Genomic DNA, 24,228 nt, shown 5'->3' with positions numbered 1-24,228 from the left:
TCAATGCGCCTCCGACTCTGCCGGACTCGGACCATCCGTTGGCAGGAGCTGGTTCAGAATTCGTTCCATGCGCATAAAGCGAGATCCTTTCAATAAAATGGTGATCGGCGTGCCACTAGCTGATCGTGACGCCAGTTGGTCCAAGGCACGCACCAACGCCAAAGCCAGATCAGCGTGATCTTTGGCGGAATATTCAATTGAAACGTTCGAGGACACTGCGTTCGGCTTCATGGCAACATCCATGGCCGCACCAAGCGTGAACAAACCATCGATCGCCAAGCCACGCGCATAAGCAATTACTTCTTCATGCAGCGCGGCGCTGAGATCACCCAACTCACCCATATCGCCCAATACGGCCAGATGCAGGCCCGGCCTGCCGACGAGATAATCCAAAGCGGCACACATGGATTCGGGGTTGGCGTTGTAGGTGTCGTTGATGACAGTCAACTGTTCGGAGCAAGCCACGAGGCTCATGCGGCCTGCCGGTGGCGTAAAGCTGTTCAAACCCGCCAGGATAATTTCTTTGCTGAACCCTGCTGTTCGAGCCACCGCGACGGCGGCCAGCAGATTGGTCGCGTTGTGCGCGCCCGGCAACGGAAGGGGTTGCGACTCGATCAGCAACTGCCCGTTCTCGAAAATCGTCAGGCGCTCGGTAGTGGCGTTATATTCACCTGTCCAGCGTGCGCGCGGGTCGTTGTTCAGCGTAAAACCGTTTCGCTGCGCCGAACCCATCGCCCACCAGCGATCGGCACCATACGAATCGAGATTAATTACCGCTTGCGCCTCGGGCACCAAACCAACGAAGAGCTCGCCTTTGCCCTGAACAATCGCATCGACCGATCCGAATTCACCCACATGCGCGGTGCCGGCCATGGTGATCAAGCCCACATCCGGTCTGGCCAGAGCGGTTAATCGGGCAATTTCACCGAGGTGGTTCGCACCCATTTCGATCACGGCGAATTGATCGATGTCACTCAACGAAAGCAGCGTCAAGGGCACGCCGATGTCGTTATTCAAATTTCCAAGCGTCGCCAGAGTGGGCCCCGCTTGCGCACAAATGGACGCCAGCAGCTGCTTGACCGTGGTTTTGCCCGCGCTGCCGGTAATGGCAATCACAAAGGGATCAACCTGGCCGCGCCAGCATTGCCCAAGGGTTTGCAGCGCGGTCAATGTATCTTCGACTTCAATCTGGGGCAGATCGATATCTGGATTCAAATGAGAGACGATGGCCGCCGCAGCACCTGCCAAGCGGGCATCAGCCAAATGATCATGCCCGTCGAATCGCTCACCTTTGAGCGCAACAAACAGATTCCCCGGCACCAATGTACGGGTATCCGTGCTCACGCCTTGAATGGTGATATCGGGCTGCTGCACAGATAATTGATTCAGCCAAGTTGCAACTTGCTGAAGGGACGCGCGCATCATGCGGCACCGCCCACAGAGCGTTTCGCCCTGACATCCGTTTGTTGTGCAATCCAATCGCGCACGACCGCGGCATCATCGAAAGGCAGGCGCTGTCCCTGTATTTCTTGTGTGGTTTCGTGACCTTTGCCCGCAATCAGAACCCAATCGCCTGCTTTGGCCTGCATCAATGCCGACTCGATGGCCGCCCGACGATCCAACTCGACGCTCGCGGTATCCGGCGATGCCAGACCCCCGCGCATATCGGCAATGATCGCTTGGGGTGCTTCACTCCGGGGATTGTCTGCGGTCATGACGATCTGATCGGCCAACCGTTCTGCTGTCGCGGCCATCAATGGACGCTTGCCGCGATCGCGATCGCCACCGCAACCGAATACACAAATGATTTTGCCTGCTGCGTCTCGATGATCACGCAGCGCACGCAACACCTGATCGAGCGCATCTGGCGTATGTGCATAATCAACCAACGCGCGCGCACCACTCGGCAGGGTGATCATCTGCATGCGGCCCGGTGGCGGCGTGCTCTGATCGAGCGCCTTGATCGCCGTTTCCAGCGGCATACCCAAGGCGAGCACCGCTGCCAGCGCAGCCATGATATTGGCTCCATTGAACAAACCGACCAGCGATGGTTGCAATCGGGCCTCACCCAGTGGCGTACGTACTTGTATGTCGATCCCGTTAGGTAACGCCGTGATCGAAGTGACCCGAACGTGCTGGCAATCGGCCACGCGCCAGTCTGGATCACCGAGGCCATATGCCCAGCAATCGGCGGTAGCACCCAACGCCTCAAACAACACATCGGCTTGCGCTTCATCGAAATTGATGATGCCTGCACGCAACCCGGGCCAAGCAAACAGCTTGGTTTTAGCCGCAAAATACTCGGCCATCGTGCCGTGATAATCGAGATGATCGCGCGACAGATTCGTAAACACCGCCAAGCGGATCGGCAAGCCCTGCAAGCGGTTTTGCTCCAGTGCATGGGATGACACTTCCATCACCACATAACGCGCACCCTGACGGATGAAGTCGACCGCATAACGCAAGGTTTCCAGCAAACCGGGCGTGGTGTTCGCCGTTGGCTGCAGGTTTTCAAGTCCCGACGACCACATGCCGGCACCCAACGTGCCGATCATGCCGATTGATGCGGTATGTGGCGCCCCGCTGCGGCTCAATGCCCCGGCGATGAACTGAGCCACACTGGTCTTTCCGTTGGTTCCGGTAATACCGATTATCGTTAAGTCATCGAAATTTACGGCACATACATGCCCGACCATTTGAAGGACGAGCGAATGGACAGCCTCAACCCGAATCACCCGCGGGTCGGCATAGTCCGCCTCTGTCACGACCAGCACCGCGCCCGCAGCCAACGCCTGGCTAATGAATGGTTTTATGTTCGGTTGAATCCCCGAACGCGCAAAGAACACGGCACCAGGAACAACTTCGCGCGAGTCATCCGTAATGACGCGAGCGACTACCGAACCGACGTTATCTGCTACCAGCAGATTCAATGCTGACAGGATTTCGCCGATCGGACGGGGGCTGAAGGCAAGCATGCTCATGCGCCACCCGCCTGTTTTTTACCGGCAACGGCTGTAGAAGGCGGCGGCACTGAAGCCGCCGTCACTTCTGCCGGTTCGTTCGGGAGGTTGTCGGGCCGGATATTCAGCATTCGCAAAGCACCCGACATGATGCCGTGGAAGATCGGAGCCGCCACGTCGCCCGCGTAATAACTGCCCTGTTGCGGATCGGTCACCACAACGACCAGCACCAAACGCGGGTCGCTGGCTGGCGCAATACCTGCAAATACCGTGTTGTAATTGTCTTTTGAATACGTACCGTCTGGGCCGATCATGCGTGATGTCCCGGTTTTTCCGGCAATCTGAAAGCCAGCAATCTGTGCCTTTGGCGCGGTGCCTTCCGGGCTGACGACTGCCTGCAACATGGATACGACCTCATCGCAATCCTTGGCAGGCGCCACCTGAACGTAGCTTGGTGGCGCATCGCGCTTGAGCAGGCTGGGGTGGATGTACCGGCCATGATTCGCCAATGCGGCGTAGGCTGCGGCAAGCTGCAAGGTCGTCACACTCAGACCGTAGCCGTAAGAATGCGCGGCGGTACCGCTCACGCTCCACTGCCGCCAATTTTCCAGTCGCCCGGCCACTTCGCCGGGGAAACCCACGCCGGTATCTTGGCCGAAACCGAAGGCACGCATGTTCTTCCACAACACCTCGGCACCCAGATCTTCACCGATATGACTTGCACCGACATTACTGGATTTTTCCAGAATGCCGCGCAGATCGAGCACACCGTAGTTACGATGATCCCGAATGGTGTAACCGCCGATGCGCACCCAGCCCGGTGCGGTATTCACGGTGCTATCCGGCTGCCAGCGGCCACTTTCAAGCGCGGCCGTAATCGTGAACGGCTTCATGGACGAGCCGGGCTCGAACTGATCGACCAGCGCCCGGTTTCGCGTCAGGGCGGGCTTCATCGTGGCGCGGTTGTTGGGGTTGAACGAGGGCACCGTTGCCATCGCCAGCACTTCGCCCGTCGTCACATTCATCAGAACGGCCGAACCGTATTCGGCGTGGTGGGCCGCGACACCTCGGGCCAACTCGCTGTAGGTCAGATACTGCAAGCGCTTATCAATCGACAAAACCAGGTCATGGCCCGGCTGTGCTTCTTTTTGTACACCGAGGTCATCCACCTCGTGACCGTAGGCATCTTTAAGTATCAGCCTCCGCCCCGCGACCCCGGCCAGATAGTTGTTGTAACTGGCTTCCAGTCCGGCTTGCCCGTGATCATCAATATTTGTGAACCCAACCAGAGAAGCCGTTACATCGCCCGTGGGATAGAAGCGTTGATATTCTCGCTGCAGGCCAACACCGGGGAGTCTGGCCGCGCGAATGACGGCCGCAACACTGGGCCGGACCTGACGCTGCACATAAATAAACTGTTTGCTGCGGTTATTAGCCACCAAAGAACGCAAATTAGCGTCGGGGATTTTAAGCAGGCTCGCCAGGGTTTTAATCGGGTCCTGATCGACGTATTTTCTGGCCGATCCCTGAGTGCGTGCGGCATAAAAACGGGTCAATTCGGTCGGATTAACCCAGACGGCATCCATCGGTACACTGATTGCGAGCGGGTCACCGTTACGGTCGGTGATCATGCCGCGATGGGCCGGAATCACCTGCGCCCGTTGCTGGCGATCCCCGCCCTGTTGCACATAAAAGCCTTGCTCACTTACCTGCAACTGCACGGCTCGCCCGACCAGAATCAAGGCGAGCACACCGAACAATCCGAGCACCATCACGGTTCGCCAGCAGCCGCCCACCCAAGCAAAGAACCGCCCCAAGGCGCCCTTCTCCATCGGGGCCGGACGGCGCTGGTTCGCTGCAGGAATAATCCTGCTCATCGGAACACCATCGTGATCTGGTCGGCTGAAGGCACATGCATGTTCAGCCGGGTCTGCGCAATTTGATCCACACGCCCTTGCGCCGCCAATGCGCCCTGTTCCAGCTGGAGTTCGGCGTAGGTCACGTTCAATTTCTCGATGGCCTGACGATGGGTGCTGAGTGCGCGTGTCACATCACGATCCTGCTGGGCGGTATCCACCACCGCCAATGCAGACGCGAACACTGCCAGTGCCAGAATGCCGAAAAGGAATTTCATGCCACACGCTCCGCCACGCGCATGATGGCGCTTCGCGAACGTGGATTCCGGACAATTTCTTCCGCCGAAGCGCGGATAGAGCCACCCACGCGGGACAAACGTGCCGTACCCACAGGCTGACCGAAGAAATCCTTATCCGTTGTGCTTTCGTCACGAATGAAGTTTTTGACGATCCGGTCTTCCAGCGAATGAAAACTGATCACGACCAGACGGCCGCCGATCGAAAGCAAATCCACCACTTGGGATAACGCGGCAGAAATCTCGTCCAATTCACGATTGATGTGCAACCGAATGGCCTGAAAGCTTCGGGTTGCCGGATGCTTGCGTGGGTCTCGACGGGGTGTTGCTTCAACAATGCAACGCACAAGATCGAACGTCGTCGCGAGCGGTTGGGCTGCGCGCGTTTCGACAATACGACGGGCGATACGCCGTGAGAACTTCTCATCACCCAGACGGTACAAAACGTTGGCGATTTCCTCTTCCTCAGCTTCGGCGAGCCATTCGGCAGCCGTTTCGCCGGCGTGCTGGTTCATCCGCATATCAAGCGGGCCGTTTTGCTGAAAACTGAATCCACGTTCGGCTTCGTCGATTTGGGGCGAAGAAACCCCAAGGTCGAATAAGACGCCATCCACCTTGCCCTGCAACCCCATTGATGCCAACCATTGGGCCGCAGTTGAGAAAGCCGCATGATGAATCTGAAAACGCGCATCTTTTGAAGCCAGCGCCTCGCCCGCGGCCAGTGCGCGCAGATCCCGATCGGTCGCGAATAAACGTCCGTGATTGTTGAGCTTTGCCAAAATAGCGGCACTGTGACCACCGCGCCCGAAGGTCGCGTCTAAATAAACGCCATCCGCACGCACGGCCAGAGCCTCAACCGCCTCGTTGAGCAAGACGGTTTCATGGGTCAAGGCTTCGCTCTTTTCCTGCGTGCTCACCGCTAAGGCGTTCATAGGGAAATCGCCTCCAATGCGGCTGGCAGATTCTTGTCATTGGATTCACTGAAAAAAACTTCGGTTTGCGCCGCCCAGTTCGGTTGCGACCAGAGCTCAAGTTTCTTGCCCTGCCCGACCAGAACGACTTCTTTATCGAGCTCGGCGTGATTTCGTAATTCCGTCGGCACGAGAATGCGGCCAGCAGAATCGAGTGTGAGTTCAGTAGCGTGACCAATCAGCATCCGCTTGACGCGATTTGCCTGGGCGTTGAAGGAAGGGAGCGCGTCAATTTGCGGCTCGATGATCAGCCAAGTCGCCAAAGGGTAAATCAGCAGGCAGCGCTCTTGGGCGTCAATGGTCATCACCATTTGGCCTTCCTCTGCGGCAAAAGCCGCCCGATGGCGCGTTGGCATGGCCAAACGTCCTTTTCCATCGAGATTCAGGTTGGTGATCCCTTTAAACACTTTTTCCCACCACTCCCCACTTTTTCCCACGCAGGTGCACTATATCGACACGCCTGCACACAAACAAGAGGGTTTCGGTGTTTTTTCTTTACATCACATAGAGTTACATCGACTTTCACCAAGAAGATATATGCAACTTTTTCCGATTAAAACAGCATGTTGCAAATCATTGCTGACAAAGCGCGCGAAGATTACTGGTGATTTTTTCACCAATAAAAAATCACGAATGTTTTGTTTGTCGACAAGAGAGCGGGCTAAAAAGCCTGGTTTATCAATATAAGCAATTGATAAATTTGAAAATGAAAGGTTCTACGCACTTGTGAAGCTCAGTAACGGCAACCCAGATTGCGCAGAAAAAAGATGCTGAGATCGCAGCAGAGATAGGGGAGTTGGTCGATAAGCCGGGTTCTGTCGAGGACTGTCATTCATCTGGGGTCATCGTCACCGATGCCCTCAAGCAGCCTACCCGGAAACAGCGCGGGCCGCGCCATCGTTTCCCTATTTGGCCTTGCTCCGAGTGGGGTTTGCCTTGCCATCACGTGTTACCACGGATGCGGTGCGCTCTTACCGCACCGTTTCGCCCTTACCACGCACATCTTGCGATGCCGTTCGGCGGTTTGTTTTCTGTTGCACTTTCCGTCGGCTCACACCGCCCAGGCGTTACCTGGCACTCTGCCCTATGGAGCCCGGACTTTCCTCCGCGTATTGCTACGCCGCGACAGTCTGACCAACTCCGGCGCGCATACTAGCAGCCCGTCTAGCTTTAGGGAAATCGGCTACACATCCTAAAGTCCGATAGGCTGCTAGCGGCATCGCAGATAGATCGGGGATTTTTTGCATCTTGTTTTTTCACCATGGGCTGCCAGAGAAAGCACGTCTGATAAACTGCGGCATTCATTGAAAATCAAAACAGAAACATGACCCCCATCACCCCGCCTGCCGAACTTCCCGATTCACTTAAAGCCAGCTTCTCGCTGATGAACACGACAAAACCCGCACGTGAGCAGCTTGACTCAAAGTCGATACAGAGCGTCACCGAATGGTTTTATTCAGAGCGCTGGCACCAGGAGCGCGCGGATACGACGGAGCTGATGTGGTTACTGCATTGGCTGCCGGCGGAACAATCCGAACGGATAGCCGAGATTGCTGATGCTATCTGCATCAGCCAACTTGAAGCTGGGGACATCGATTCTGCGATCGCGTTGGCCGAGGACACGCTGGCAAAACACGATGATTTCTGTTTGCGGCACACGCTGGCTTTGGCGCAATCGGCAAAGGGCGATCTGAATCAAGCCATTGGCACATTGGAACAGGCACTGGGCAATTCAGAACTCATCGAGTCGAACACCCCAGCCGAACAACGGATTCAGGCCTGGCTGGATCTGGCCAGACTGTTGCAGAATGCAAAAGCCCTGTTCAAGGCCATGCGGCCAGCCAGAGCAGCCATCGCACTGGCCGCTCAATACCATGATGAAGAACTTCTGGTCGAAGCCCTCACTCTGCTGGTACGGCAACTCATTGAGCAAGGCGGCAGCGACGAGGCGTGGGAAGCGCTAAAACCACACCTTAGCGATACCTATTCGACAGGACAGAGCGCGCTTTGGACGCTGGCGTTCTCGGAGTTATCGAACGAATTGAGTGAGGCGGATCGCAATCGTGGTGCCCTGTTCTTCCTTGATGCCAACGAACCGGATGCCTTGATTCGTCTCTGGGTCAAACGCGCTGAAACAGCAAAAGAGCAGGACGATGTGCTCATCGCTTACATCTTGTGTCTTCTGTTTCGTGCGCCGATTGATGCAGCGGCTCCTCTTGCTGCCAAACTCCTTCTTCGGGACAAGGATCGCCAGACCGAAAGAGCCCCACTCATCGCCGCTTCAGCCATGGCTTTGGCCGAAATCCCCGACGACCGGAGCATCAAGCGAGCGCACTGGTATCGAGATGCCATGATCCAACTGATCAGCGTCGCACGTCACCAAGGTGTTCCTGAAGCGGCGGTCAAGCAATGGGCAGAAGATCAAAAGTTACTACTGGAACATGGCGTCATCGAGCGCGCCAGCGAACAACTGATCAACGAATTGGCGACACCCCCTGCCTGGCTGCAACATGCCATACGCAAGTAATGGTTCATAACAAAGTACAGAATGGAGGGAAGCTCGAAAAACCCGTCATTCCCGCGTAGGCGGGAATCCAGCACATTGATTTTTCTGGGTTCTCGCTTTCGCGGGAACGACGAATCACGGGTATTTCGAGGTTCCCTATAATTATTCTGCGCTTTTATAGAAAAAAGCCGGTCATGAATAACCGGCTTCGTACTTCCTGAGCGATATGCCTTTTTGACAAGACAGGCAGGAATTTGGGTAGAAATACAGGCGGCAACGCCCGTCCTACTTAGACTGCAAATTTTTCCAGCGATTCGCCGCGCGCCAATGCATCGGCCAACCAATGTGGACGCTTACCGCGACCGGTCCAGGTTTGGGCCGGGTTCGCCGGGTTAATATATTTTGCCGGCAATTTCTTGTTTGCCAGTTTTGACGATTTTTCCAAACCAAATAATTCAGCAACAGACATATTCAGACTTGCTGCCAGTTCTTCTGCTTCTTTACGAAGGCTGTGTACACGCTGCTGATGACGATCACGCAGGGTGCGCTCCGCATTGGCCATTAACTGCCTCAAGTCTTCAGCGGATAAGCTATTGAGATCAATCGTACTCATTTGAACACCTTTTTGAGTTATCTAATTTAGAATTACCGGAGAATTCTATCAATTAAAATCCCCACGTCAAATCAGTAAATGGGTTTTGCAAAAACCGGAAAGTTCAACTTAATGCCAATTCTTTAATTGCATACCCTATCCACCAATAGGCACACGAAGGTAACTCAACTCAAAAACGAGGGCTAACAGTACAAAGCAGAAATCAGTTTGAATATTCCTTAAGGGCACTTCGAAATACCCGTAATTCGTCGTTCCCGCGAAAGCGGGAGCCCAGAAAAATCAAGGCGCTGGATTCCCGCCTACGCGGGAATGACACGTTTTTCGAACCTAGCTTAAGCGAAAGTATCCAATCGCAAGCGTCCATTTACTGTCTGAGCCTGATTTCCAGACACGCCCGAATGCATTACGTCTGGCTGCGCCGCATGGGCCAACGAATCGTTCGTCGATGCGCCATGCCTGCCATTAGAGGCTCCGAAGTTTTGCTCGCCCCCCTGATTCATGCCTTGATTGCCCGATCCATCCTGCCCGGAACTTGTCACTGTAATTTGAGCGTTGCCCAGACCAGCCTCCTGAAGCCACTCGCGTAATCTGGGCATGTTTTGATCCAGCATATCTTTTGCCAAATGGTGGCTGGCCATGATTTGAATGTTCGTTTGATTATTTTGTTGATCAATCGTGATCTTCATAGGCCCCAAATGAGCAGGATTAACATCCAATGTGGCTCGGGAAATATTTTTACCTACCATAAACTGAATGTTTTGCCCTAAATCAGCGGCCAATCGTGGTTGATTTAAGGCCAACGCCCCAGGCAGAGCGACAATGGGATTTGTGTTGGCTGCAGCACCAAAACCCGAAGCGGACAGATTAAATGCACCCGGCGCATTATCTCCGGGTGGATCAACCAACTGCATGACTAAATCGGCTTTTGGCGCTCCCTTAGAAAGGGAACTCAGCGTAGAAGCGGCATTTACCGTTTGCGCCGCAAGGGCCGAGTCAATTGCCCCGGATAGGCTTTGCATCTGACCTGAAATGACAGCCGCTGTATTGCCTGCGCCAGAAACGATTGGATTATTCTGGAACTGCCCCTGATTATTGACAGTGTGATTATCCTTTTTCGAGGAATCCATCGCTTGGGCATTTGCGGCAGATGGCTCTTTTATCGCTCCGGCTTGCTGCCCGTCACGCCCACCGACCGAATGTGATGAGCGCATGTCTTCGACACTTTGGCCTGCTCGCCCCACAGCCACATGTGTTTGCTGAATCGTTTGAGCCAGATGCTGAACCATGGCCTGAAGTTGTCCCGTCCAACTCGCTGCATTGACATCGCCTTGTTGCAGTAGGGCTTGCACCTTATCGAGTTGCGCCATCCACTTGGACAAGCCGCTCGCATCCAGAGCAGTTGAACCGACCCCTTTTTCGAGTTGCGATTTCAATGAAGCCAGTTGCTGCATCAGTTTACCAAGCGCGGCCTGCGCCTTATCGGACAACGGCGGATTCTGAGTGCTCAACGCTTGGATTTTTTCCTGCAACGAAGTGATTTGTTGCTGTAGCGTCAGGCGCATCTGTTGTGCAGATGATTGATCGACAGTTTGAACATCCGACTGCCCTGCGCCCGATCCAACTGCTTGATTTATGATCGCCGCCTTGGAGTCGGCAGCAACCTGCGAACGCCCGGCAACGCCCTGACCTTGCGCGTTCTTGCTTTGATTCTGGATGGCACCGGCCATCATTTCGGCGAACCCCTTTTGCTCACCGGGCGCATTCGCCGCGTTGCCTGATGCGGGATCGGATCGTCCTCCGATTGCGGCATTCAACGCGCTCAGGGCTGGGCTGTTTAACTGCGCCATATGCTTACTCCCAACGTTCAAACATCCAATGGGTTATGCCGATGCTGCGCGGCGTGCGCATCATTCACGGCCTGTTCTTGCTTGTTCTGCATCCGGTTGCGTTCGTTTTCAAACCGGCCACGAAGTTTTTCAACAGAACGATGCTGACTATTGGCCTCGGCTGCAGCCTGCTTACAGGCAAGCAACTCGGCTTCCACCTGGGCAACAACCTCTTTTTGATGAGCAATCGTTTCCTCGATCCGTCCCATAAACGCGCGATAATTTTGCAAGGCAAACGCTTTTGCCTGACCACCGGAAGCGAATCCGATACCGGCCGCGTATTCCTGCAAGTATTCTGTTAATTGCTGCAAACGCGCCCGCTGTTCATCCAATCGCCGCTGACATTGGATCTGCGATTCCTTGGCAATATTCGCCCCGCGCTCGGTAATTTTTTCAACCCCTTTGACCCGTTCGATTCGCTGCTGGTTCACGATGGTCACCCCCGGCTCTATCAGGCGGCGCTATGCATCAATGATTCAAGCGCCGCAAAGCTCGAATCAAGGTCTGCCGATTCATGGATGGACTGACTAATGAACGCCTCCAGATCAGGCTGCGCATCAATGGCCCGATCAAGCCGTACATCATGCCCCCGACGATACGCGCCAACGGCTAATAAGTCCCGGCTTTGGTTGTACGTGCTCATCAATTGCTTGAAGCGCTGCATCAAATCCAGATGCTCGGGTGATACCAGCGCGGGCATCAGTCGGGAGATGGAGGCTTCGATATCAATGGCCGGATAACGGCCCCGTTCGGCAATGGCACGAGAGAGCACGATGTGCCCATCAAGGATGGCGCGCGCGGCATCGGCGATGGGGTCGTTTTGATCATCCCCTTCCACCAGCACGGTATAAAACGCCGTCATGCTACCGCGGGCCGATTCCCCATTACCCGCACGTTCAACCAGGGCAGGCAAACGGGCGAATACCGACGGCGGATACCCCTTGGTGGCCGGTGGCTCGCCAATCGCCAAACCGATTTCCCGCTGAGCCTGCGCGTAACGCGTCAAAGAATCCATCAACAGCAACACATCATGGCCCTGCTCGCGAAAGTATTCGGCGATGGCCGTCGCCAGACTCGCACCGTGCAAACGCATGAGCGGCGAAGCATCGGCCGGGGCGGCGATCACAATCGCCCTTGATCGCGCTTCGTCATCGAGAATCTCGGCGACAAATTCACGCACCTCGCGCCCCCGCTCGCCGATCAGGCCGACCACGATAATCTCCGCCGTGGTGTAGCGTGTCATCATGCCAAGCAGGACGCTTTTACCCACGCCACTACCGGCAAAAATACCCATTCGCTGCCCACGCCCCACGGTGAGCAGGGCATTGATCGCCCGCACACCCACATCCAGTGGTTCACGGATCGGGCGACGTTTGAGCGGATTGTTGCTTCGACCCTGCAAATCAACAGGGATGTCGCCAAAAATGGCCGGGCCATCGTCCAGAGGTTGTCCACGCGCATCCAGAACACGCCCCAGCAACTCCGGCCCCAGCGGCATCCGAATGGATGCACCCTGATTCTGCACCCGACAACCCGGCGCGATACCCCTCAGCGCTTCCAGTGGCATGAGGTAGGTGTTGCGCTCGGCAAAACCGACCACTTCGGCATCCACAAAACGACCGGCCGGATCATCATCCAGAAAAATACGGCATTGGTCGCCAATGGCCGCTGTAAGCCCGCTGGCTTCGAGCGCCAAGCCCACAACCCGCACGATTCGCCCTTCGGCTTGCAGCGGCGGGCGTTGAACGCGTGCCTGCAAGCCCATGAGGTGACGGGCCCAGTCCAACCCAACTCCGCCGACGCGCATAGAAGGTGGATCGAACACAGCGGGATTGCGGCCCGCCGTCATTCGGCAGCCTCGTTCATTTCAGTCTCGATAGGATCGGCTGGGCCTGCCACTTGCTCATCGAGTACGCGCAGGCAAAGTGCGGCCCAGCGGGCTTCCAGACTGGCGTCCACGAGCGACTCCACGCCCACGGTGTTCGATTCGACCATCAAACCGCCCGGCGTCACCGTCGCATCGCGGCGCACGGTAACGGTTTGGGCATGTTGACTTTGAATCGTGTCCTGATCGACGGCGGCCTGCAAGGCGTCGGCATCGTCGGGATGGCAGACCAGCGTGACGGCGCGCACGGCCACCGGCAACGCTTCGATCGCTGTGCGAGCGACCACGTCCAGATGCTCGGGCTCGATGGTCAATTCGCGATAAATAATGGCGCGGGCCATCTGGGCGGCCAGACGGGCCATTTGCAGACTGACTTCTGCATCCAGATCGGCCAGGGGTTGTGTCAGCGACTGCAACCACCCTTGGAATCGCTGTTGAATGTGCGTTTGCTCGGCTAAAGCAGCGGCCAGACCTTCGGCATGACCCGCTGCAAAGCCAGCCTTTTCACCTTGAGCATGCCCCGCTGCGAAACCGGCCTGTTCGGCCACTTGGCGCGCTCGAGCCAGTTCCTCTGCATGAGGATCGAGCGGCTCGCTCAGGACTTCCGATGGCGCCTCTGGTACATCGAAATCCGGCAAGGCCCAGGCCGAAATAGCCGATGCGTCTGCCCCAGCGGTCAACGGGCGCACCAAGGGCACTTCATCAACTGTGGCAGACTGCACGGGATCAGACGAACTCTTCACCGCCGCCTCCTAAGCTGATCTTGCCTTCATCCGCCAGTTTACGCGCCGCCTGCAGAATTTCTTTCTGTGCCGCTTCAACATCGGACAAGCGTGTTGGGCCCAGCGACTCCAGATCGTCGCGCATCATCTCGGATGCCCGCTTCGACATATTCTTGAAGAATTTCTCCTTGAGATCGTTATCCGCGCCCTTCATCGCCATGAGCAAGCGATCGGAAGGTACTTCGCGCAGGATGGTCTGGATGCCGCGATCATCCACATCGATCAGGTTCGCAAATACGAACATCAGATCCTCGATCTGAGTGCCCAATTCGGCGTCGGTGGACTTGACCGCATTCATCACCACTTCCTCAACGTTACCTTCAAGGAAGTTCATGATGCCTGCCGCAATCTTGACGCCACCGACTTTGGAAGACTTGCCGCCACCTGCGCCAGAAACCTGACGCTCCATGATATCGTCCAACTCCATCAACGCCTGAGGCGATACGCCATCGAGATGGGCGATCCGCAAGACGATATCGGCCCGCATGTTCTCTGGCAGCATCTGTAGGATTTCCGCACCCTGATCGCTTTCAAGATGCGAGAGCACAATCGCGATAATCTGCGGGTGTTCGTATCGGATGATTTCGGCAATCGAGCGCGGATCGAGCCATTTGAGAAATTCAAGGTTCCTGCGGTTGCCGCCCGAGCTGATGCGCTCCAGCAAACCGGCAGCCTTGTCCTCGCCCAAGGCCCGGTTCAGCACATTGCGAATGTAATCTGTGGTACCAAGCGCCAGACCGGTCTGGTCACCCAAATCCAACACGAACTGATCGAGCACCGCCTGAATCTGCGAGCGGGTGACATTAGGCAGAACGGCCATGGCCTGGCCAATTTTCTGCACCTCACGCGGATCGAGTTTGGTAAATAACTGAGCTGCAGATTCCTCACCCAATGCCATCATCAGGATGGCTGCACGTTCTGGGCCCTTCAATCCAGCGATCAGATCGCTGGGGTTTTGGTCGGCATTAGTAAGGGCTTCGGCCATCTTAGTTCTCCGAATGCGTCCATTGTTTGATCACCGCAGCGACTGCCTTGGGATCATGATTGATACTTTGTTTCAATTGTCGCAGCTTATCAGCATAGCTGGCGGCACCGACGAGTTGTGGCACCCCTTCGAGGTTGTCCTCGTCATCCGGCCCGGGGATTTGTCCGCCCTCACTCGCCTGTCGGGTGAAGGAAACCCCCTCCTCATTCATGCCATTGTCTTCCGTGCCATTAGGCAGCGCTGCACCTGGCTGGTGAGGCAATGCCTCTGGGCGGGACTTGTCCGCCAGCATTTTCAGCAGGGGGCGAACCACCATAAGGAAGATCAGCAGCATCGCCACGCCCAGCCCCAGGTTTTTCAGCAAGGGCATGAACCATTCCTGCTGCCACAGCGGAACGGAGACTTTTTCAATCTTCTGCTCAACGAACGGGATGCTTGCGAGCGTCAATTTATCGCCACGCTGTTCATCCAGGCCCACGGCTTGTGACACCAGATCCTTGATTCGAGCCAATTCGGCATCACTCATCGGCTCGGTTTTCGTCTTCCCGTCTTTGTCCGTTACGGTTTTTTCATCCAGCAACACCGCCACGTTGAGTTTATCCACCGCACCGCTGGCGTATTGGGTATGGCGAATATCCTTATCCACATTGTAGTTGCGTGTTTCGTTCTTTTGGGTGCTGATCGGTGTCTGAATGATCTGCTGGTATTGCTGAACATCAAGATTGGCCGGTGGCTGCAAGCCGCCCGACGTTTGCGGGGTTACCGTACCGCCGCCCGGTGGCTGATTGGACAGGGCACCCGGCACACCACCATTGATACCCTGATCACCCAGCGCGCGCGTGGTGTCGTTGGTCTGCTCGGAAAGTACGACCCCTGTTTTCGGGCCATAGGTTTCGCTTGTGCCTTCCTGACGTGAGAAATCGATATCGGCAGAAACCTGGGCGCGCACCTGATTTGCCCCCACAATCGGTGTCAGCAAGGCTTCGATCTGGCGTGCGTAGGCTCGCTCGACGCGCTGACGATAGGCGAATTGTTTATCGGTCAATCCCATGCCGCTGGCATCGTCAGAATTTTGACTTAACAGTTCGCCGCGCTGATCAATGACGCTCACGTTCTCCGGTTTCATCCCGGCCACGCTCGATGCGACCAGATGCACGATCGCGCGCACCTGATCGGCAGTCAGCGATTGCCCGGGCGACAACTCCACCACGACCGAAGCCGTGGGCTTTTGCTGTTCTCGAACAAAAACGGATTGCTTGGGCGTTGCCAGATGCACACGAGCTGCCGAAACACCCTGAATGGTCTCGATTGATCGAGCCAGTTCGATTTCAATGGCGTGCTGGTAACGTGCCTGCTCAACAAACTGGCTGGTGCCCAAGGATTGATCTTTATCAAGCATCTCAAGCCCGACCCCGTTACCGGAAGGCAAACCCTCTCCGGCCAACAGCATTCTCACCGCTGGCAATTGAGCCGGATCAACCAGAATGGCGCCATCCGCACTGAGTTGATAATTCTTTTTGGCCGCACGCAACGCTTCGACGACGGCGGCCGATTCTTTCGGTCCGAGGTTGGTATACAGCGGTACCAGCGATGGCTTCTGCCCCCACAGGAAGAACCCGACCATGAATGAAAGCGTCGCCGCCAACGCCACCAGAATAAGCAACTGTCGGAAACTCGACGATTGCGTAAATCCATCGATTTGCCGTATCCATGCCGGTGTTCCTGTTGCCGGCTGGTGAGCGGCAGACAGGGGAGCCATCGAATTCTGTGCCATGGTGAAACCCTAACCTTTTAAATTGGCCTTAAACCGGCATGTTCATGATGTCTTGGTACGCCTGTACCAAGCGGTTGCGCACCTGCAAGGTGGCATTAAAGCCCAGCGAAGCCTTCTGAGAAGCCAGCATGACCTGCGTGAGATCCACATTCGGGTCGCCCAGCTCAAAACGGGTCTTCAACTGGGAAGAATTCTGTTGTAGATCATTGACCTGTCCGATTGCCTTCGTCAAGAGCGATGAAAACGAATCTCCTCCGGCAGGCGAAACCGTGGGTGGCACGCTGGCAGGCTGGGCCAACCGCTGGGTGGCTTCCTGACGCATGACGCGCATTTGAGACAAAATTTGATCGACCGACATTCCGCTACTCATCCCGCATTCTCCTTATCCCGATCGGAACAGCCGCTCTGAATCCGACTTGAATCAGAGCGGTATTCCGTTGAGAAGATCAATGCAGGGTTTATGCCAATTTAAGCGGACATCTGATACTTGCGCAGTTTTTCGACCAGAGTAGTTCGGCGGATACCCAGTTGGCGCGCGGCCTGCGCTACCACACCGTCATTATTGATCAGCGCCTGTTCGATCCAGGCGCGCTCGATGGCTTCAAGCTGATTTTTGAGATCGAAGTCCATTTCCGGCAAAACACATTGGCATTGCGCCAGTTCCTGTTCATCGACCGGCAAACGAATGTCCGCAGACTGATCCACGCTCGCCCGCCCAGCGGCAAACATGTCACGGGGATCAACATCTTCGGGTGTCGCACCATGATGCGACAACGGTTCAGGCGGCTTCGTAACGGTCGGGGCAGGCATTTCAGGCATTTGCCAGTCGGCGGGCAACTGCATGCGGATCTTTTCTGGCAACTGTGCGATATCTACGACCTGATCGGGGTACAGAATCCCCAGGCGCTCGATCACATTGCCCAGCTCGCGCACATTGCCCGGCCAAGGAAGCGCCGAGAGCGCCGTCAATGCGCCATCGGTCAACTGTGCCACGGGGCGACCCGCCAACGCGAATCGTTGCGTCAATGCCCGGACAATTTCCGGTATATCCTCGCACAGCACCCGCAAAGGCTGGGTTTCAAGCGGGAAAACATTCAAGCGGTAATACAAATCCTGCCGAAAACTGCCTTCCTGAATGTGCACTTCCAGATCCCGGTGCGTGGCCGCCACGATGCGCACGTCGGCTGTAAAGGTGTGTCGCCCCCCCACGCGCTCGAACGTGCGCTCCTGCAATACGCGCAGAATCTTGACCTGCATGGGCAGCGGCATATCGCCAATTTCATCTAAAAAAAGCGTGCCGCCCTCGGCCAGTTCGAAGCGCCCCGCGCGCGCGCTGATCGCGCCGGTAAAGGCGCCCTTTTCGTGACCGAACAACTCGGATTCGAGCAATTCCGCCGGAATAGCGCCGCAATTAACGGGCACGAAGGGTTTGTCCGCCCGATTCGACAAACGGTGAATCATTCGCGCCACGACTTCTTTACCCGTTCCGGATTCACCCAGAATCAACACGGTGGCATCGCTGGGCGCCACCTGTTCGATTTCGGCCCGCAGCTGGCGCATGACCGGCGTTTGCCCCACCAGGCCACGTCCGGCTGCGACCAGTTGTTCACCACGCCAACGACTGATCAAACGTTGAACAATGCCCTGCAATCCCGACAGCGTACAAGGCCAGGTCAGTGTCGCAAAAGGTGTTTGAACCGCGCCGAGCCATCGCGCCGGATCAGCGTCCAAGGCAATCCAGGGCAGTGTTTGAGGTCGGTCGAGATGGGTCTCGCAGGCATCGGCAAAACAAATACCGCCGATTACATCGTCCGTAACGGCATGAATCGAATGAGAAACTGATTCAGCCTGCACCCCCAGCAAGGTAAGCCATTGGGTTAAATCGGCGCCAATCTCGGCCGGCGCATCAATCCATATCCGTGGTAACTGATCAGACATCTAAAGGGGACTCCGAAACAACACGATAATCAAGCAAGCTGCCTGAATGCGCACCCTACCCTCAGCCGTCAGTGGTGTCAAAATATTGTCGACAACCTCTGCCCATAGATGCGACTTGACCGAGCGTTGGGTTCTGGGTGTTAATTCAAACACTGAACAACCCTTGTTTGCAGTCAACACCCGGAAGGCTATGACCCTAACGCCACCATGAAAATCGATTCTACGTTGACCGCCAGCACCACCACTGAGCTGCGGGGACTGCCGCTGAGAACGGGCCAAACTCTGGCGGCCATCGTGTTGCAGGCCAACCAAGGCACGGGCAAAGCGTTACTCTCGCTGGCCGGTGGTCAGGTGGCCGTCACTACCCAGCTGCCGCTGACTACCGGCAGCGCGATCCAACTGAAAGTCAAAGATGCTGGCCCGCCGGTCGTGATGGGACTCTTGTCGTCCGCTCAGGAAACCATGACGACCAAAACGACAGTGCAATCAGCAGTCCAAACCCTGCTGACGCTACTGATGACGCGACTGAGCGCAAACACCAACGCCGCCACGGCGAGTGCTCCGCTCAAATCGGAGATCGGTCCGGCGCAAGGATCACAAACCCAAACCACAACGACCGCAAACGCCACGCCGACGACCCAAGCCGGCAACATGACCGCCGCTGTTGCCAGCCCGCCGATCAAACTCGATCTTCCCTTGAATGTGCGCACCGCATTACTGAACCTCGACGAGGTGCTGAGCGCGCTGCGGACAGGTCAGCCAGTCGCCAAACAAACGCTCGCCCAAAATCTCACTCAACTGATCGCCGCCAATAGCCTGCCACCGGCACCCAGTAACTCGTCTCTTGATCAAGCGACTTCGGACATTAAATCCCAACTCAAATTGGCTGCCCAACAACTCAAAATGCAGGCAAGCCTGGAATCCATGGGGAATAACCAGATGGCGACTGCCCGAGGTGCGCGTTCAGCGGCATCTGCATCGCAGGCCCAAACCCATACCGCGACCCAAACGGCGGCACAAACGGCGGCACAAACGGCGGCTCAAACCGTGGCCCAAAATCCGGGCCAGACCGCTTCACTTCAATTGAGCATTGAACAATGGATCGGGCGGCTGGATGTCAGCCAGTTGCGCACCGCTCTCTTACAGATTCAAGGGCAACCTACCTGGGTCGTCGACGTGCCCATGATGCTGGCCGAGCAACCCCGTCGGGTTCAGATCGCCATTCAAGAACAGGCGCAGAACACCAACCCTCCAACTGAATCCACGTGGCAACTCGATTTTGCGATCGATCTCCCCGCACTGGGGCCACTGCATGGCAGCCTGTCGCTGCAATCCACCAATCTGACCGTTCGTTTGTATGCGGATAAACCCGAGGCACGAATGCAGCTGGACGCCTCGCTCGACCAATTGGCAGAACACCTGCGCGCCGCCTCATTAACGCCCAAAGAATTGCGCATCTACCCGGGCCCGCCGCCCAAGGCCGTTCAGGAACGACTGAGCCCCGCACCGTTCCTTGATGAGCACGCCACGTTCAGGTGCCAAGTGTGATACGAGGTCAGGCCAAGTGAAATCAGCATGAGTCGCAACATTCCCAAACCCAAATCAGAGAAACATCCGATCAGCCGAGCGGTTGCACTCAAATACGAGGGGACGGAGTTACCTCAGGTGGTCGCAACGGGGCAGCACCTCGTGGCCGAGCAGATCGTGGCCCGTGCAAAAGCGGCGGATGTGCCGTTGGTCGAAGACCCAGCGCTGGCGGACATGCTCGCCAGTCTGGATATTGGGGATCATATTCCGAACAACCTGTTTCGTGCCGTTGCGGAAGTGCTGAGTTATGCCCTGTACGTCAGCGGCAAACACGAGGAAGTGCTCAAGCGGGCGCAGCAAACGCGAGATGAGGCTCAAAACTATCGTTCGAATAACGGTGAAAAGAAAGATGAGCCACCGGAATAAAGCAATAGTTTGCTTTAGCATTCTGCCGCCGCGCCTGTCCTGCGTCTGAGCGGGCAGCGAATTATTCCGTCGCCCCGGTTTCTATCGAACCGGACTGAGCAGAACGGGCTTCGATGGGCACGACCCCATCACCAAAATGCAGCCGCAACGGCAATGGCCGGTCGGATTCGGCCAAGGCGGATTGCAACGCGGCCGCGTGCCAAAGCAAGCCCGATTCCGCTTCGACCAGACTGTATCCCCGCTCCAGCACCCGCTGAGGGCTCAAGGCGCTCAGCACGCCAAACGCCTGTTCGAGCCGTTGCTGCTGGCGCACGAGCCGCTGCCGAGCGGCCGCGTGCAGGTGGGCGGTGATTCGTTGGCTGTTTTGCTGGCGCAGCTCGATTTGTCGCAGCACGATCAAGGGCCGCAAGCCTGCCGCAAGCCGCAAGTTATTCTGCCGCTGGGCGGCCAACCGCTGATCGATGGCCTGCTGTAAGCGCCAGCGCATCTGTTCGAGTCGGCTGTGGTTCTGGCGAACCCAATGCACTGGGCTGCGCTGCTGCAATCGATGCGTCAACGCGCGTATCTGGCCGAGGTTATCCTGCCAGCGCGCACGAATCGCCCGCTGCAACCGCAGGCTGAGCATCATCTGGTGGTGGCCTTGCGGTAACCAGCGCTGGCGCTGCTGGCGAAGCCGGTTGAGGCTGCTGTCCAGGCGTTGCCCCGCCGCGTTCAATCGATCTTCGATCAACCGGGAAAGCTGTTCTTGCTGTAAGACCAGCGCGGCCTGCAATTCGCCAAGGGTAATCGGTGTGGCCAGTTCAGCCGCCGCCGTCGGTGTGGCGGCCCGAGCATCCGCCACAAAATCGCTGATCGTGAAATCGATTTCATGGCCGACACCACTGATAACAGGAACCGGGCAGGCTGCAATCGCACGGGCCAGGCCCTCATCGTTGAATGCCCATAAATCACTCATCGAACCGCCGCCGCGCACAAGCAGCACGACATCAAACTCGGAATCGCTCGTGATACCCCGCACGGCTGCGGTGAGTTCGGCCGCTGCCGCCTCGCCCTGCACCGCCACGGGAACCAAATTGATTTCGACCAAAGGCAGCCGGCGGGTCAAGGTGGAAAGCACGTCTTGCAGCGCAGCGCCTGCGGCGGAAGAAATCACCAATATTCGGCGGGATAATGTGGGAATTGCTCGTTTGCGTGCCGCGTCGAACAAACCTTCGGCAAACAGTTTTTTCTTCAAGGCTTCAAACAAAACGGCCAATTGGCCATCACCTGCCAACTCAACGCCGGTGACGATAAGTTGGTAATCACCGCGCGGGGCGTACAGCGATACCGAACCCCGCACGACCACGGCATCGCCATTGGCGAACGCGGTCTTTACACGCATCGCCTGCCCGCGAAACAGCGCGCAACGTACTTCGGCCTGTTGATCTTTCAGCGAAAAATACATATGCCCCGATGCGGCCCGAGTCAACGAGCGCACCTCACCCTGAACCATCACGCCGCTTAAATTGGCTTCCAGAATCTGTTTGGCCATGGCGTTGAGGGAAGTAACGGAAAGAATCGTGCTCATATGCGGCTCACGGTAGATTCACAGATAAACGCAGCGCCAAGGCGAGCAAGGTCAATAGCAATACCGGCGTGGTGAGTATTAGGCCCACCTTGAAGTAATACCCCCATGAAATCACGATTTGCTTGCGTGCCAGCACATGCAGCCACAATAGCGTCGCCAGGCTGCCGATGGGCGTGAACTTCGGCCCGAGATCACAGCCGATAATATTGGCGTAAACCATCGCCAGATGCGTGGTGCCGCTGGCCTGGGTGCCATCAATCGCCAAGGTGCCCATGAGCACGGCGGGCATGTTGTTGAGCACGGCAGACAAGGCCGCCATGGTAAAACCCGTGCCGAGCGTAGCGCCCCACAATCCGAGATGAGCCAGTTGATCGAACCAGTACGTGAGCACGTCGGTCAAGCCCGCGTTTTTCAATCCGTAGACAACAAGATACATGCCCAGTGAAAAGATCACCACTTGCCACGGGGCATGGATTAACACAGTGCGGGTGTTGATTTTTGCGCCGCGTCGCGCAATCAGCCACAAAATGAACGCGCCAATGGCCGCCACCAAGCTGATCGGCACGCCCCAGCTATCAAGCACGAAAAACCCAAACAATAACCAAGCCAAAGCCCACCAACCGGCGCGAAATACTGATCGATCAATAATGGCTTTGGAGGGCGAATCCAGTGCATCGCAGGCATATGTTTTGGGTATTGATCGGCGAAAATACAGCCACAACACACCCAAAGAGGCGAGCACGGAAACCAGAGTGACCGGCACCATGACGGCTGCATAGTCGGCAAAGCCCAACTTAAAGTAATCGGCCACGACGATATTGACGAGGTTTGAGACCACCAGCGGCATACTCGCCGTATCGGCGATAAACCCGGCTGCCATTACAAAGGCGAGCGTGGCCGTGGGGGGCATCCGCAATGCCAATAAAATACCGATCACGATCGGGGTGAGAATCAGCGCGGCGCCGTCATTGGCAAAAAAAGCGGCAACCAAGCCACCCAGCAAGACCATCACCACAAACAATCGCGGCCCACTGCCACCGGCCCAGCGGGCCAGATGCAAGGCCGCCCAGTTAAAAAACCCGGCCTCATCCAGCAACAGGCTGATGATAATGAGTGCAATAAAGGTAAAGGTGGCATTCCAGACGATGGCCCAAACCACCGGTACATCGGCTGGCTGAATAACACCCGCAGCAAAGGCAACCAGCGCACCGGCCGCCGCGCTCCAGCCAATGCCCAGTTGAAACCGACCAATGGTTGGCTGCCACAACACCAGAATCAAGGTGGCCAAAAAAATGGCCGCTGCTGTCATGAGCTAAGCATGGCCGCGCCCCGCACCCCGCTGGAATCACCGAATTTCGGTGCAACGAGCTTGGTGCTGATCGGGTCGGAGAATACGAATTCATCCCAACGAGAAGGCACCTCTGTATAGAGGGCCGCCACATTCGACAGGCCGCCACCCAAGACGATCACTTCCGGGTCGAAGATATTGATGACATGCGCCAAGGCGCGGGCGAGGCGGTCGGTGTAGCGCGTTAAAGCCGCTTTGGCTTCGGCATCACCCTGTTCGACTGCCGCGATAATCTCGGCACCGGTCAGTGATCGACCAGATGCGTTTTGAAAATCGCGCATGAACGCAGGGCCGGAGAGCCACTGCTCGATACAGCCTTGATGACCACACCAGCAAACCGGGCCGGGATATTCGCCTTCATGCGTCCACGGCAGCGGGTTGTGCCCCCACTCTCCGGCAATGGCGTTTTGCCCCATGATCAATTGGCCATTGACCACCAAGGCGCCGCCAACGCCGGTCCCCAAGATCACACCGAACACCGAATCAGCGCCGTCGGCCGCGCCACCGTGCGCCTCGGACAAGGCAAGGCAATTGGCATCGTTCGCCATCGAAACCGAACGATTAAGGCGTGTTTCCAGATCGTATTTAAGCGGCTGGTCATTCAGCACGACGGAGTTGGCATTTTTCATTAGCCCCGTGCGCGGTGACGTCGTGCCCGGTGTGCCAACGCCAATCGAATGCACACGCCCAAGTTGCTGCTCCGCTTTTTGGATCAGTGTCGCGATGGTTTCAATGGTGCCCGAATAGTCACCCTGTGGCGTGGGCAGGCGCTCACGAAACAAGAACTCGTCCGCATCATCAAGCACCGCCACCTCAACCTTGGTGCCACCCAAATCGACGCCGAGGCGCAACCGGCCCTTCGGTTTGAGCGTGTTCTCATCGGTCGCTTGCACTGTCATCGACATCGA

At 56.6% G+C, this 24,228-nt stretch carries 21 protein-coding genes and 1 other RNA gene; 3 read left to right on the top strand and 19 right to left on the bottom strand.

The features are described 5' to 3' along the window. The 7 genes from HNEAP_RS02220 to rnpB form a co-directional block, all read right to left on the bottom strand. Positions 1-1,425, bottom strand: a complete 1,425-nt coding sequence (locus tag HNEAP_RS02220) for a UDP-N-acetylmuramoyl-tripeptide--D-alanyl-D-alanine ligase (RefSeq protein WP_012823339.1) — start codon at positions 1,423-1,425, stop codon at positions 1-3. Then, positions 1,422-2,981 carry a UDP-N-acetylmuramoyl-L-alanyl-D-glutamate--2,6-diaminopimelate ligase gene (locus HNEAP_RS02215; RefSeq protein ID WP_012823338.1) on the bottom strand — a complete coding sequence of 520 codons (1,560 nt, stop codon included), beginning with the start codon at positions 2,979-2,981 and terminating at the stop codon, positions 1,422-1,424. Before HNEAP_RS02215 ends, HNEAP_RS02220 begins: the two co-directional genes overlap by 4 nt. Continuing rightward, positions 2,978-4,837, bottom strand: a complete 1,860-nt coding sequence (locus HNEAP_RS02210; protein ID WP_012823337.1) for a peptidoglycan D,D-transpeptidase FtsI family protein — start codon at positions 4,835-4,837, stop codon at positions 2,978-2,980. Before HNEAP_RS02210 ends, HNEAP_RS02215 begins: the two co-directional genes overlap by 4 nt. Continuing rightward, positions 4,834-5,094 carry a cell division protein FtsL gene (gene ftsL / locus HNEAP_RS02205; RefSeq protein ID WP_012823336.1) on the bottom strand — a complete coding sequence of 87 codons (261 nt, stop codon included), beginning with the start codon at positions 5,092-5,094 and terminating at the stop codon, positions 4,834-4,836. Before ftsL ends, HNEAP_RS02210 begins: the two co-directional genes overlap by 4 nt. Beyond that, a complete protein-coding gene (rsmH, locus tag HNEAP_RS02200; protein WP_012823335.1) occupies positions 5,091-6,044 on the bottom strand; it encodes a 16S rRNA (cytosine(1402)-N(4))-methyltransferase RsmH in 954 nt (317 codons plus the stop codon). The genes ftsL and rsmH overlap by 4 nt, the downstream gene beginning before the upstream one ends. Next, positions 6,041-6,490: a division/cell wall cluster transcriptional repressor MraZ gene (gene mraZ / locus HNEAP_RS02195; protein WP_012823334.1), complete on the bottom strand. Its 450-nt coding sequence runs from the start codon at positions 6,488-6,490 to the stop codon at positions 6,041-6,043. Before mraZ ends, rsmH begins: the two co-directional genes overlap by 4 nt. A 381-nt stretch (positions 6,491-6,871) precedes the next feature. Further along, positions 6,872-7,225, bottom strand: an RNA gene (rnpB, locus tag HNEAP_RS12415) — RNase P RNA component class A. Positions 7,226-7,407: 182 nt separating this feature from the next. Here rnpB and HNEAP_RS02190 point away from each other — a divergent pair. Then, a complete protein-coding gene (locus HNEAP_RS02190; protein WP_012823333.1) occupies positions 7,408-8,610 on the top strand; it encodes a hypothetical protein in 1,203 nt (400 codons plus the stop codon). 268 nt (positions 8,611-8,878) lie between these two features. Here HNEAP_RS02190 and HNEAP_RS02185 read toward each other — a convergent pair whose 3' ends face one another. From HNEAP_RS02185 to HNEAP_RS13040, 9 genes are all read right to left on the bottom strand, one after another. Beyond that, positions 8,879-9,202 (bottom strand): H-NS histone family protein, encoded by a 324-nt coding sequence (locus tag HNEAP_RS02185; RefSeq protein WP_012823332.1) that lies wholly within the window; start codon positions 9,200-9,202, stop codon positions 8,879-8,881. Between the two features lie 332 nt (positions 9,203-9,534). Next, positions 9,535-11,049 (bottom strand): flagellar hook-length control protein FliK, encoded by a 1,515-nt coding sequence (locus HNEAP_RS02180; RefSeq protein WP_012823331.1) that lies wholly within the window; start codon positions 11,047-11,049, stop codon positions 9,535-9,537. Positions 11,050-11,066: 17 nt separating this feature from the next. Continuing rightward, the gene (locus HNEAP_RS02175) at positions 11,067-11,519 is read right to left on the bottom strand and encodes a flagellar export protein FliJ (protein ID WP_166636015.1); all 453 of its coding nucleotides are present in this window, start codon (positions 11,517-11,519) and stop codon (positions 11,067-11,069) included. A 20-nt stretch (positions 11,520-11,539) separates the two neighbouring features. Beyond that, complete coding sequence (gene fliI / locus HNEAP_RS02170; RefSeq protein ID WP_012823329.1) at positions 11,540-12,937, bottom strand: flagellar protein export ATPase FliI; 1,398 nt, start codon at positions 12,935-12,937, stop codon at positions 11,540-11,542. Continuing rightward, positions 12,934-13,716 carry a FliH/SctL family protein gene (locus HNEAP_RS02165; protein WP_012823328.1) on the bottom strand — a complete coding sequence of 261 codons (783 nt, stop codon included), beginning with the start codon at positions 13,714-13,716 and terminating at the stop codon, positions 12,934-12,936. The genes fliI and HNEAP_RS02165 overlap by 4 nt, the downstream gene beginning before the upstream one ends. After that, entirely contained in the window at positions 13,700-14,740 is a 1,041-nt protein-coding gene (gene fliG / locus HNEAP_RS02160) for a flagellar motor switch protein FliG (RefSeq protein WP_012823327.1), read from the bottom strand. Before fliG ends, HNEAP_RS02165 begins: the two co-directional genes overlap by 17 nt. Position 14,741: 1 nt before the next feature. Beyond that, positions 14,742-16,514 (bottom strand): flagellar basal-body MS-ring/collar protein FliF, encoded by a 1,773-nt coding sequence (gene fliF, locus HNEAP_RS02155; protein ID WP_012823326.1) that lies wholly within the window; start codon positions 16,512-16,514, stop codon positions 14,742-14,744. A gap of 28 nt (positions 16,515-16,542) precedes the next feature. Further along, the gene (fliE, locus tag HNEAP_RS02150) at positions 16,543-16,884 is read right to left on the bottom strand and encodes a flagellar hook-basal body complex protein FliE (RefSeq protein ID WP_012823325.1); all 342 of its coding nucleotides are present in this window, start codon (positions 16,882-16,884) and stop codon (positions 16,543-16,545) included. A 98-nt stretch (positions 16,885-16,982) separates the two neighbouring features. Then, positions 16,983-18,452: a sigma-54 interaction domain-containing protein gene (locus HNEAP_RS13040; RefSeq protein WP_012823324.1), complete on the bottom strand. Its 1,470-nt coding sequence runs from the start codon at positions 18,450-18,452 to the stop codon at positions 16,983-16,985. Between the two features lie 207 nt (positions 18,453-18,659). Here HNEAP_RS13040 and fliK point away from each other — a divergent pair, with 207 nt between their 5' ends. Together fliK and HNEAP_RS02135 are read left to right on the top strand one after the other, a co-directional pair. Next, on the top strand, positions 18,660-20,000 hold the full coding sequence (gene fliK / locus HNEAP_RS02140) for a flagellar hook-length control protein FliK (RefSeq protein ID WP_012823323.1): 1,341 nt from the start codon (positions 18,660-18,662) through the stop codon (positions 19,998-20,000). A 27-nt stretch (positions 20,001-20,027) separates the two neighbouring features. Next, positions 20,028-20,405 (top strand): EscU/YscU/HrcU family type III secretion system export apparatus switch protein, encoded by a 378-nt coding sequence (locus tag HNEAP_RS02135; protein WP_012823322.1) that lies wholly within the window; start codon positions 20,028-20,030, stop codon positions 20,403-20,405. A 61-nt stretch (positions 20,406-20,466) separates the two neighbouring features. Here HNEAP_RS02135 and xseA read toward each other — a convergent pair whose 3' ends face one another. Genes xseA through HNEAP_RS02120 form a run of 3 tightly spaced genes read right to left on the bottom strand, consistent with a single transcriptional unit; the run spans position 20,467 to position 24,219 of the window. Continuing rightward, complete coding sequence (gene xseA / locus HNEAP_RS02130) at positions 20,467-21,972, bottom strand: exodeoxyribonuclease VII large subunit (RefSeq protein ID WP_012823321.1); 1,506 nt, start codon at positions 21,970-21,972, stop codon at positions 20,467-20,469. Positions 21,973-21,979: 7 nt separating this feature from the next. Beyond that, complete coding sequence (locus tag HNEAP_RS02125; RefSeq protein WP_012823320.1) at positions 21,980-23,281, bottom strand: arsenic transporter; 1,302 nt, start codon at positions 23,279-23,281, stop codon at positions 21,980-21,982. Further along, the gene (locus HNEAP_RS02120; protein WP_012823319.1) at positions 23,278-24,219 is read right to left on the bottom strand and encodes an ROK family protein; all 942 of its coding nucleotides are present in this window, start codon (positions 24,217-24,219) and stop codon (positions 23,278-23,280) included. Before HNEAP_RS02120 ends, HNEAP_RS02125 begins: the two co-directional genes overlap by 4 nt. Positions 24,220-24,228: the final 9 nt, after the last annotated feature.

It is taken from the genome of Halothiobacillus neapolitanus c2, assembly GCF_000024765.1.
GTDB classification, from domain to species: domain Bacteria; phylum Pseudomonadota; class Gammaproteobacteria; order Halothiobacillales; family Halothiobacillaceae; genus Halothiobacillus; species Halothiobacillus neapolitanus.
Note: the sequence above shows the minus strand (reverse complement) of the source record. Positions and strands in the feature narration are given on the sequence as shown.

Excerpts from the sequence above, each read along its gene's own strand:
- xseA (WP_012823321.1), bottom strand. The coding sequence starts at position 21,972 with ATGAGCACGATTCTTTCCGTTACTTCCCTCAACGCCATGGCCAAACAG.
- ftsL (WP_012823336.1), bottom strand. The coding sequence starts at position 5,094 with ATGAAATTCCTTTTCGGCATTCTGGCACTGGCAGTGTTCGCGTCTGCA.
- fliE (WP_012823325.1), bottom strand. The coding sequence starts at position 16,884 with ATGAGTAGCGGAATGTCGGTCGATCAAATTTTGTCTCAAATGCGCGTC.
- HNEAP_RS02220 (WP_012823339.1), bottom strand. The coding sequence starts at position 1,425 with ATGATGCGCGCGTCCCTTCAGCAAGTTGCAACTTGGCTGAATCAATTA.
- fliK (WP_012823323.1), top strand. The coding sequence starts at position 18,660 with ATGAAAATCGATTCTACGTTGACCGCCAGCACCACCACTGAGCTGCGG.
- fliI (WP_012823329.1), bottom strand. The coding sequence starts at position 12,937 with ATGACGGCGGGCCGCAATCCCGCTGTGTTCGATCCACCTTCTATGCGC.
- HNEAP_RS02210 (WP_012823337.1), bottom strand. The coding sequence starts at position 4,837 with ATGAGCAGGATTATTCCTGCAGCGAACCAGCGCCGTCCGGCCCCGATG.
- rsmH (WP_012823335.1), bottom strand. The coding sequence starts at position 6,044 with ATGAACGCCTTAGCGGTGAGCACGCAGGAAAAGAGCGAAGCCTTGACC.
- HNEAP_RS02125 (WP_012823320.1), bottom strand. The coding sequence starts at position 23,281 with ATGACAGCAGCGGCCATTTTTTTGGCCACCTTGATTCTGGTGTTGTGG.
- HNEAP_RS02215 (WP_012823338.1), bottom strand. The coding sequence starts at position 2,981 with ATGAGCATGCTTGCCTTCAGCCCCCGTCCGATCGGCGAAATCCTGTCA.
- fliG (WP_012823327.1), bottom strand. The coding sequence starts at position 14,740 with ATGGCCGAAGCCCTTACTAATGCCGACCAAAACCCCAGCGATCTGATC.
- fliF (WP_012823326.1), bottom strand. The coding sequence starts at position 16,514 with ATGGCACAGAATTCGATGGCTCCCCTGTCTGCCGCTCACCAGCCGGCA.
- HNEAP_RS02185 (WP_012823332.1), bottom strand. The coding sequence starts at position 9,202 with ATGAGTACGATTGATCTCAATAGCTTATCCGCTGAAGACTTGAGGCAG.
- HNEAP_RS02190 (WP_012823333.1), top strand. The coding sequence starts at position 7,408 with ATGACCCCCATCACCCCGCCTGCCGAACTTCCCGATTCACTTAAAGCC.
- HNEAP_RS13040 (WP_012823324.1), bottom strand. The coding sequence starts at position 18,452 with ATGTCTGATCAGTTACCACGGATATGGATTGATGCGCCGGCCGAGATT.
- HNEAP_RS02135 (WP_012823322.1), top strand. The coding sequence starts at position 20,028 with ATGAGTCGCAACATTCCCAAACCCAAATCAGAGAAACATCCGATCAGC.
- HNEAP_RS02180 (WP_012823331.1), bottom strand. The coding sequence starts at position 11,049 with ATGGCGCAGTTAAACAGCCCAGCCCTGAGCGCGTTGAATGCCGCAATC.
- HNEAP_RS02120 (WP_012823319.1), bottom strand. The coding sequence starts at position 24,219 with ATGACAGTGCAAGCGACCGATGAGAACACGCTCAAACCGAAGGGCCGG.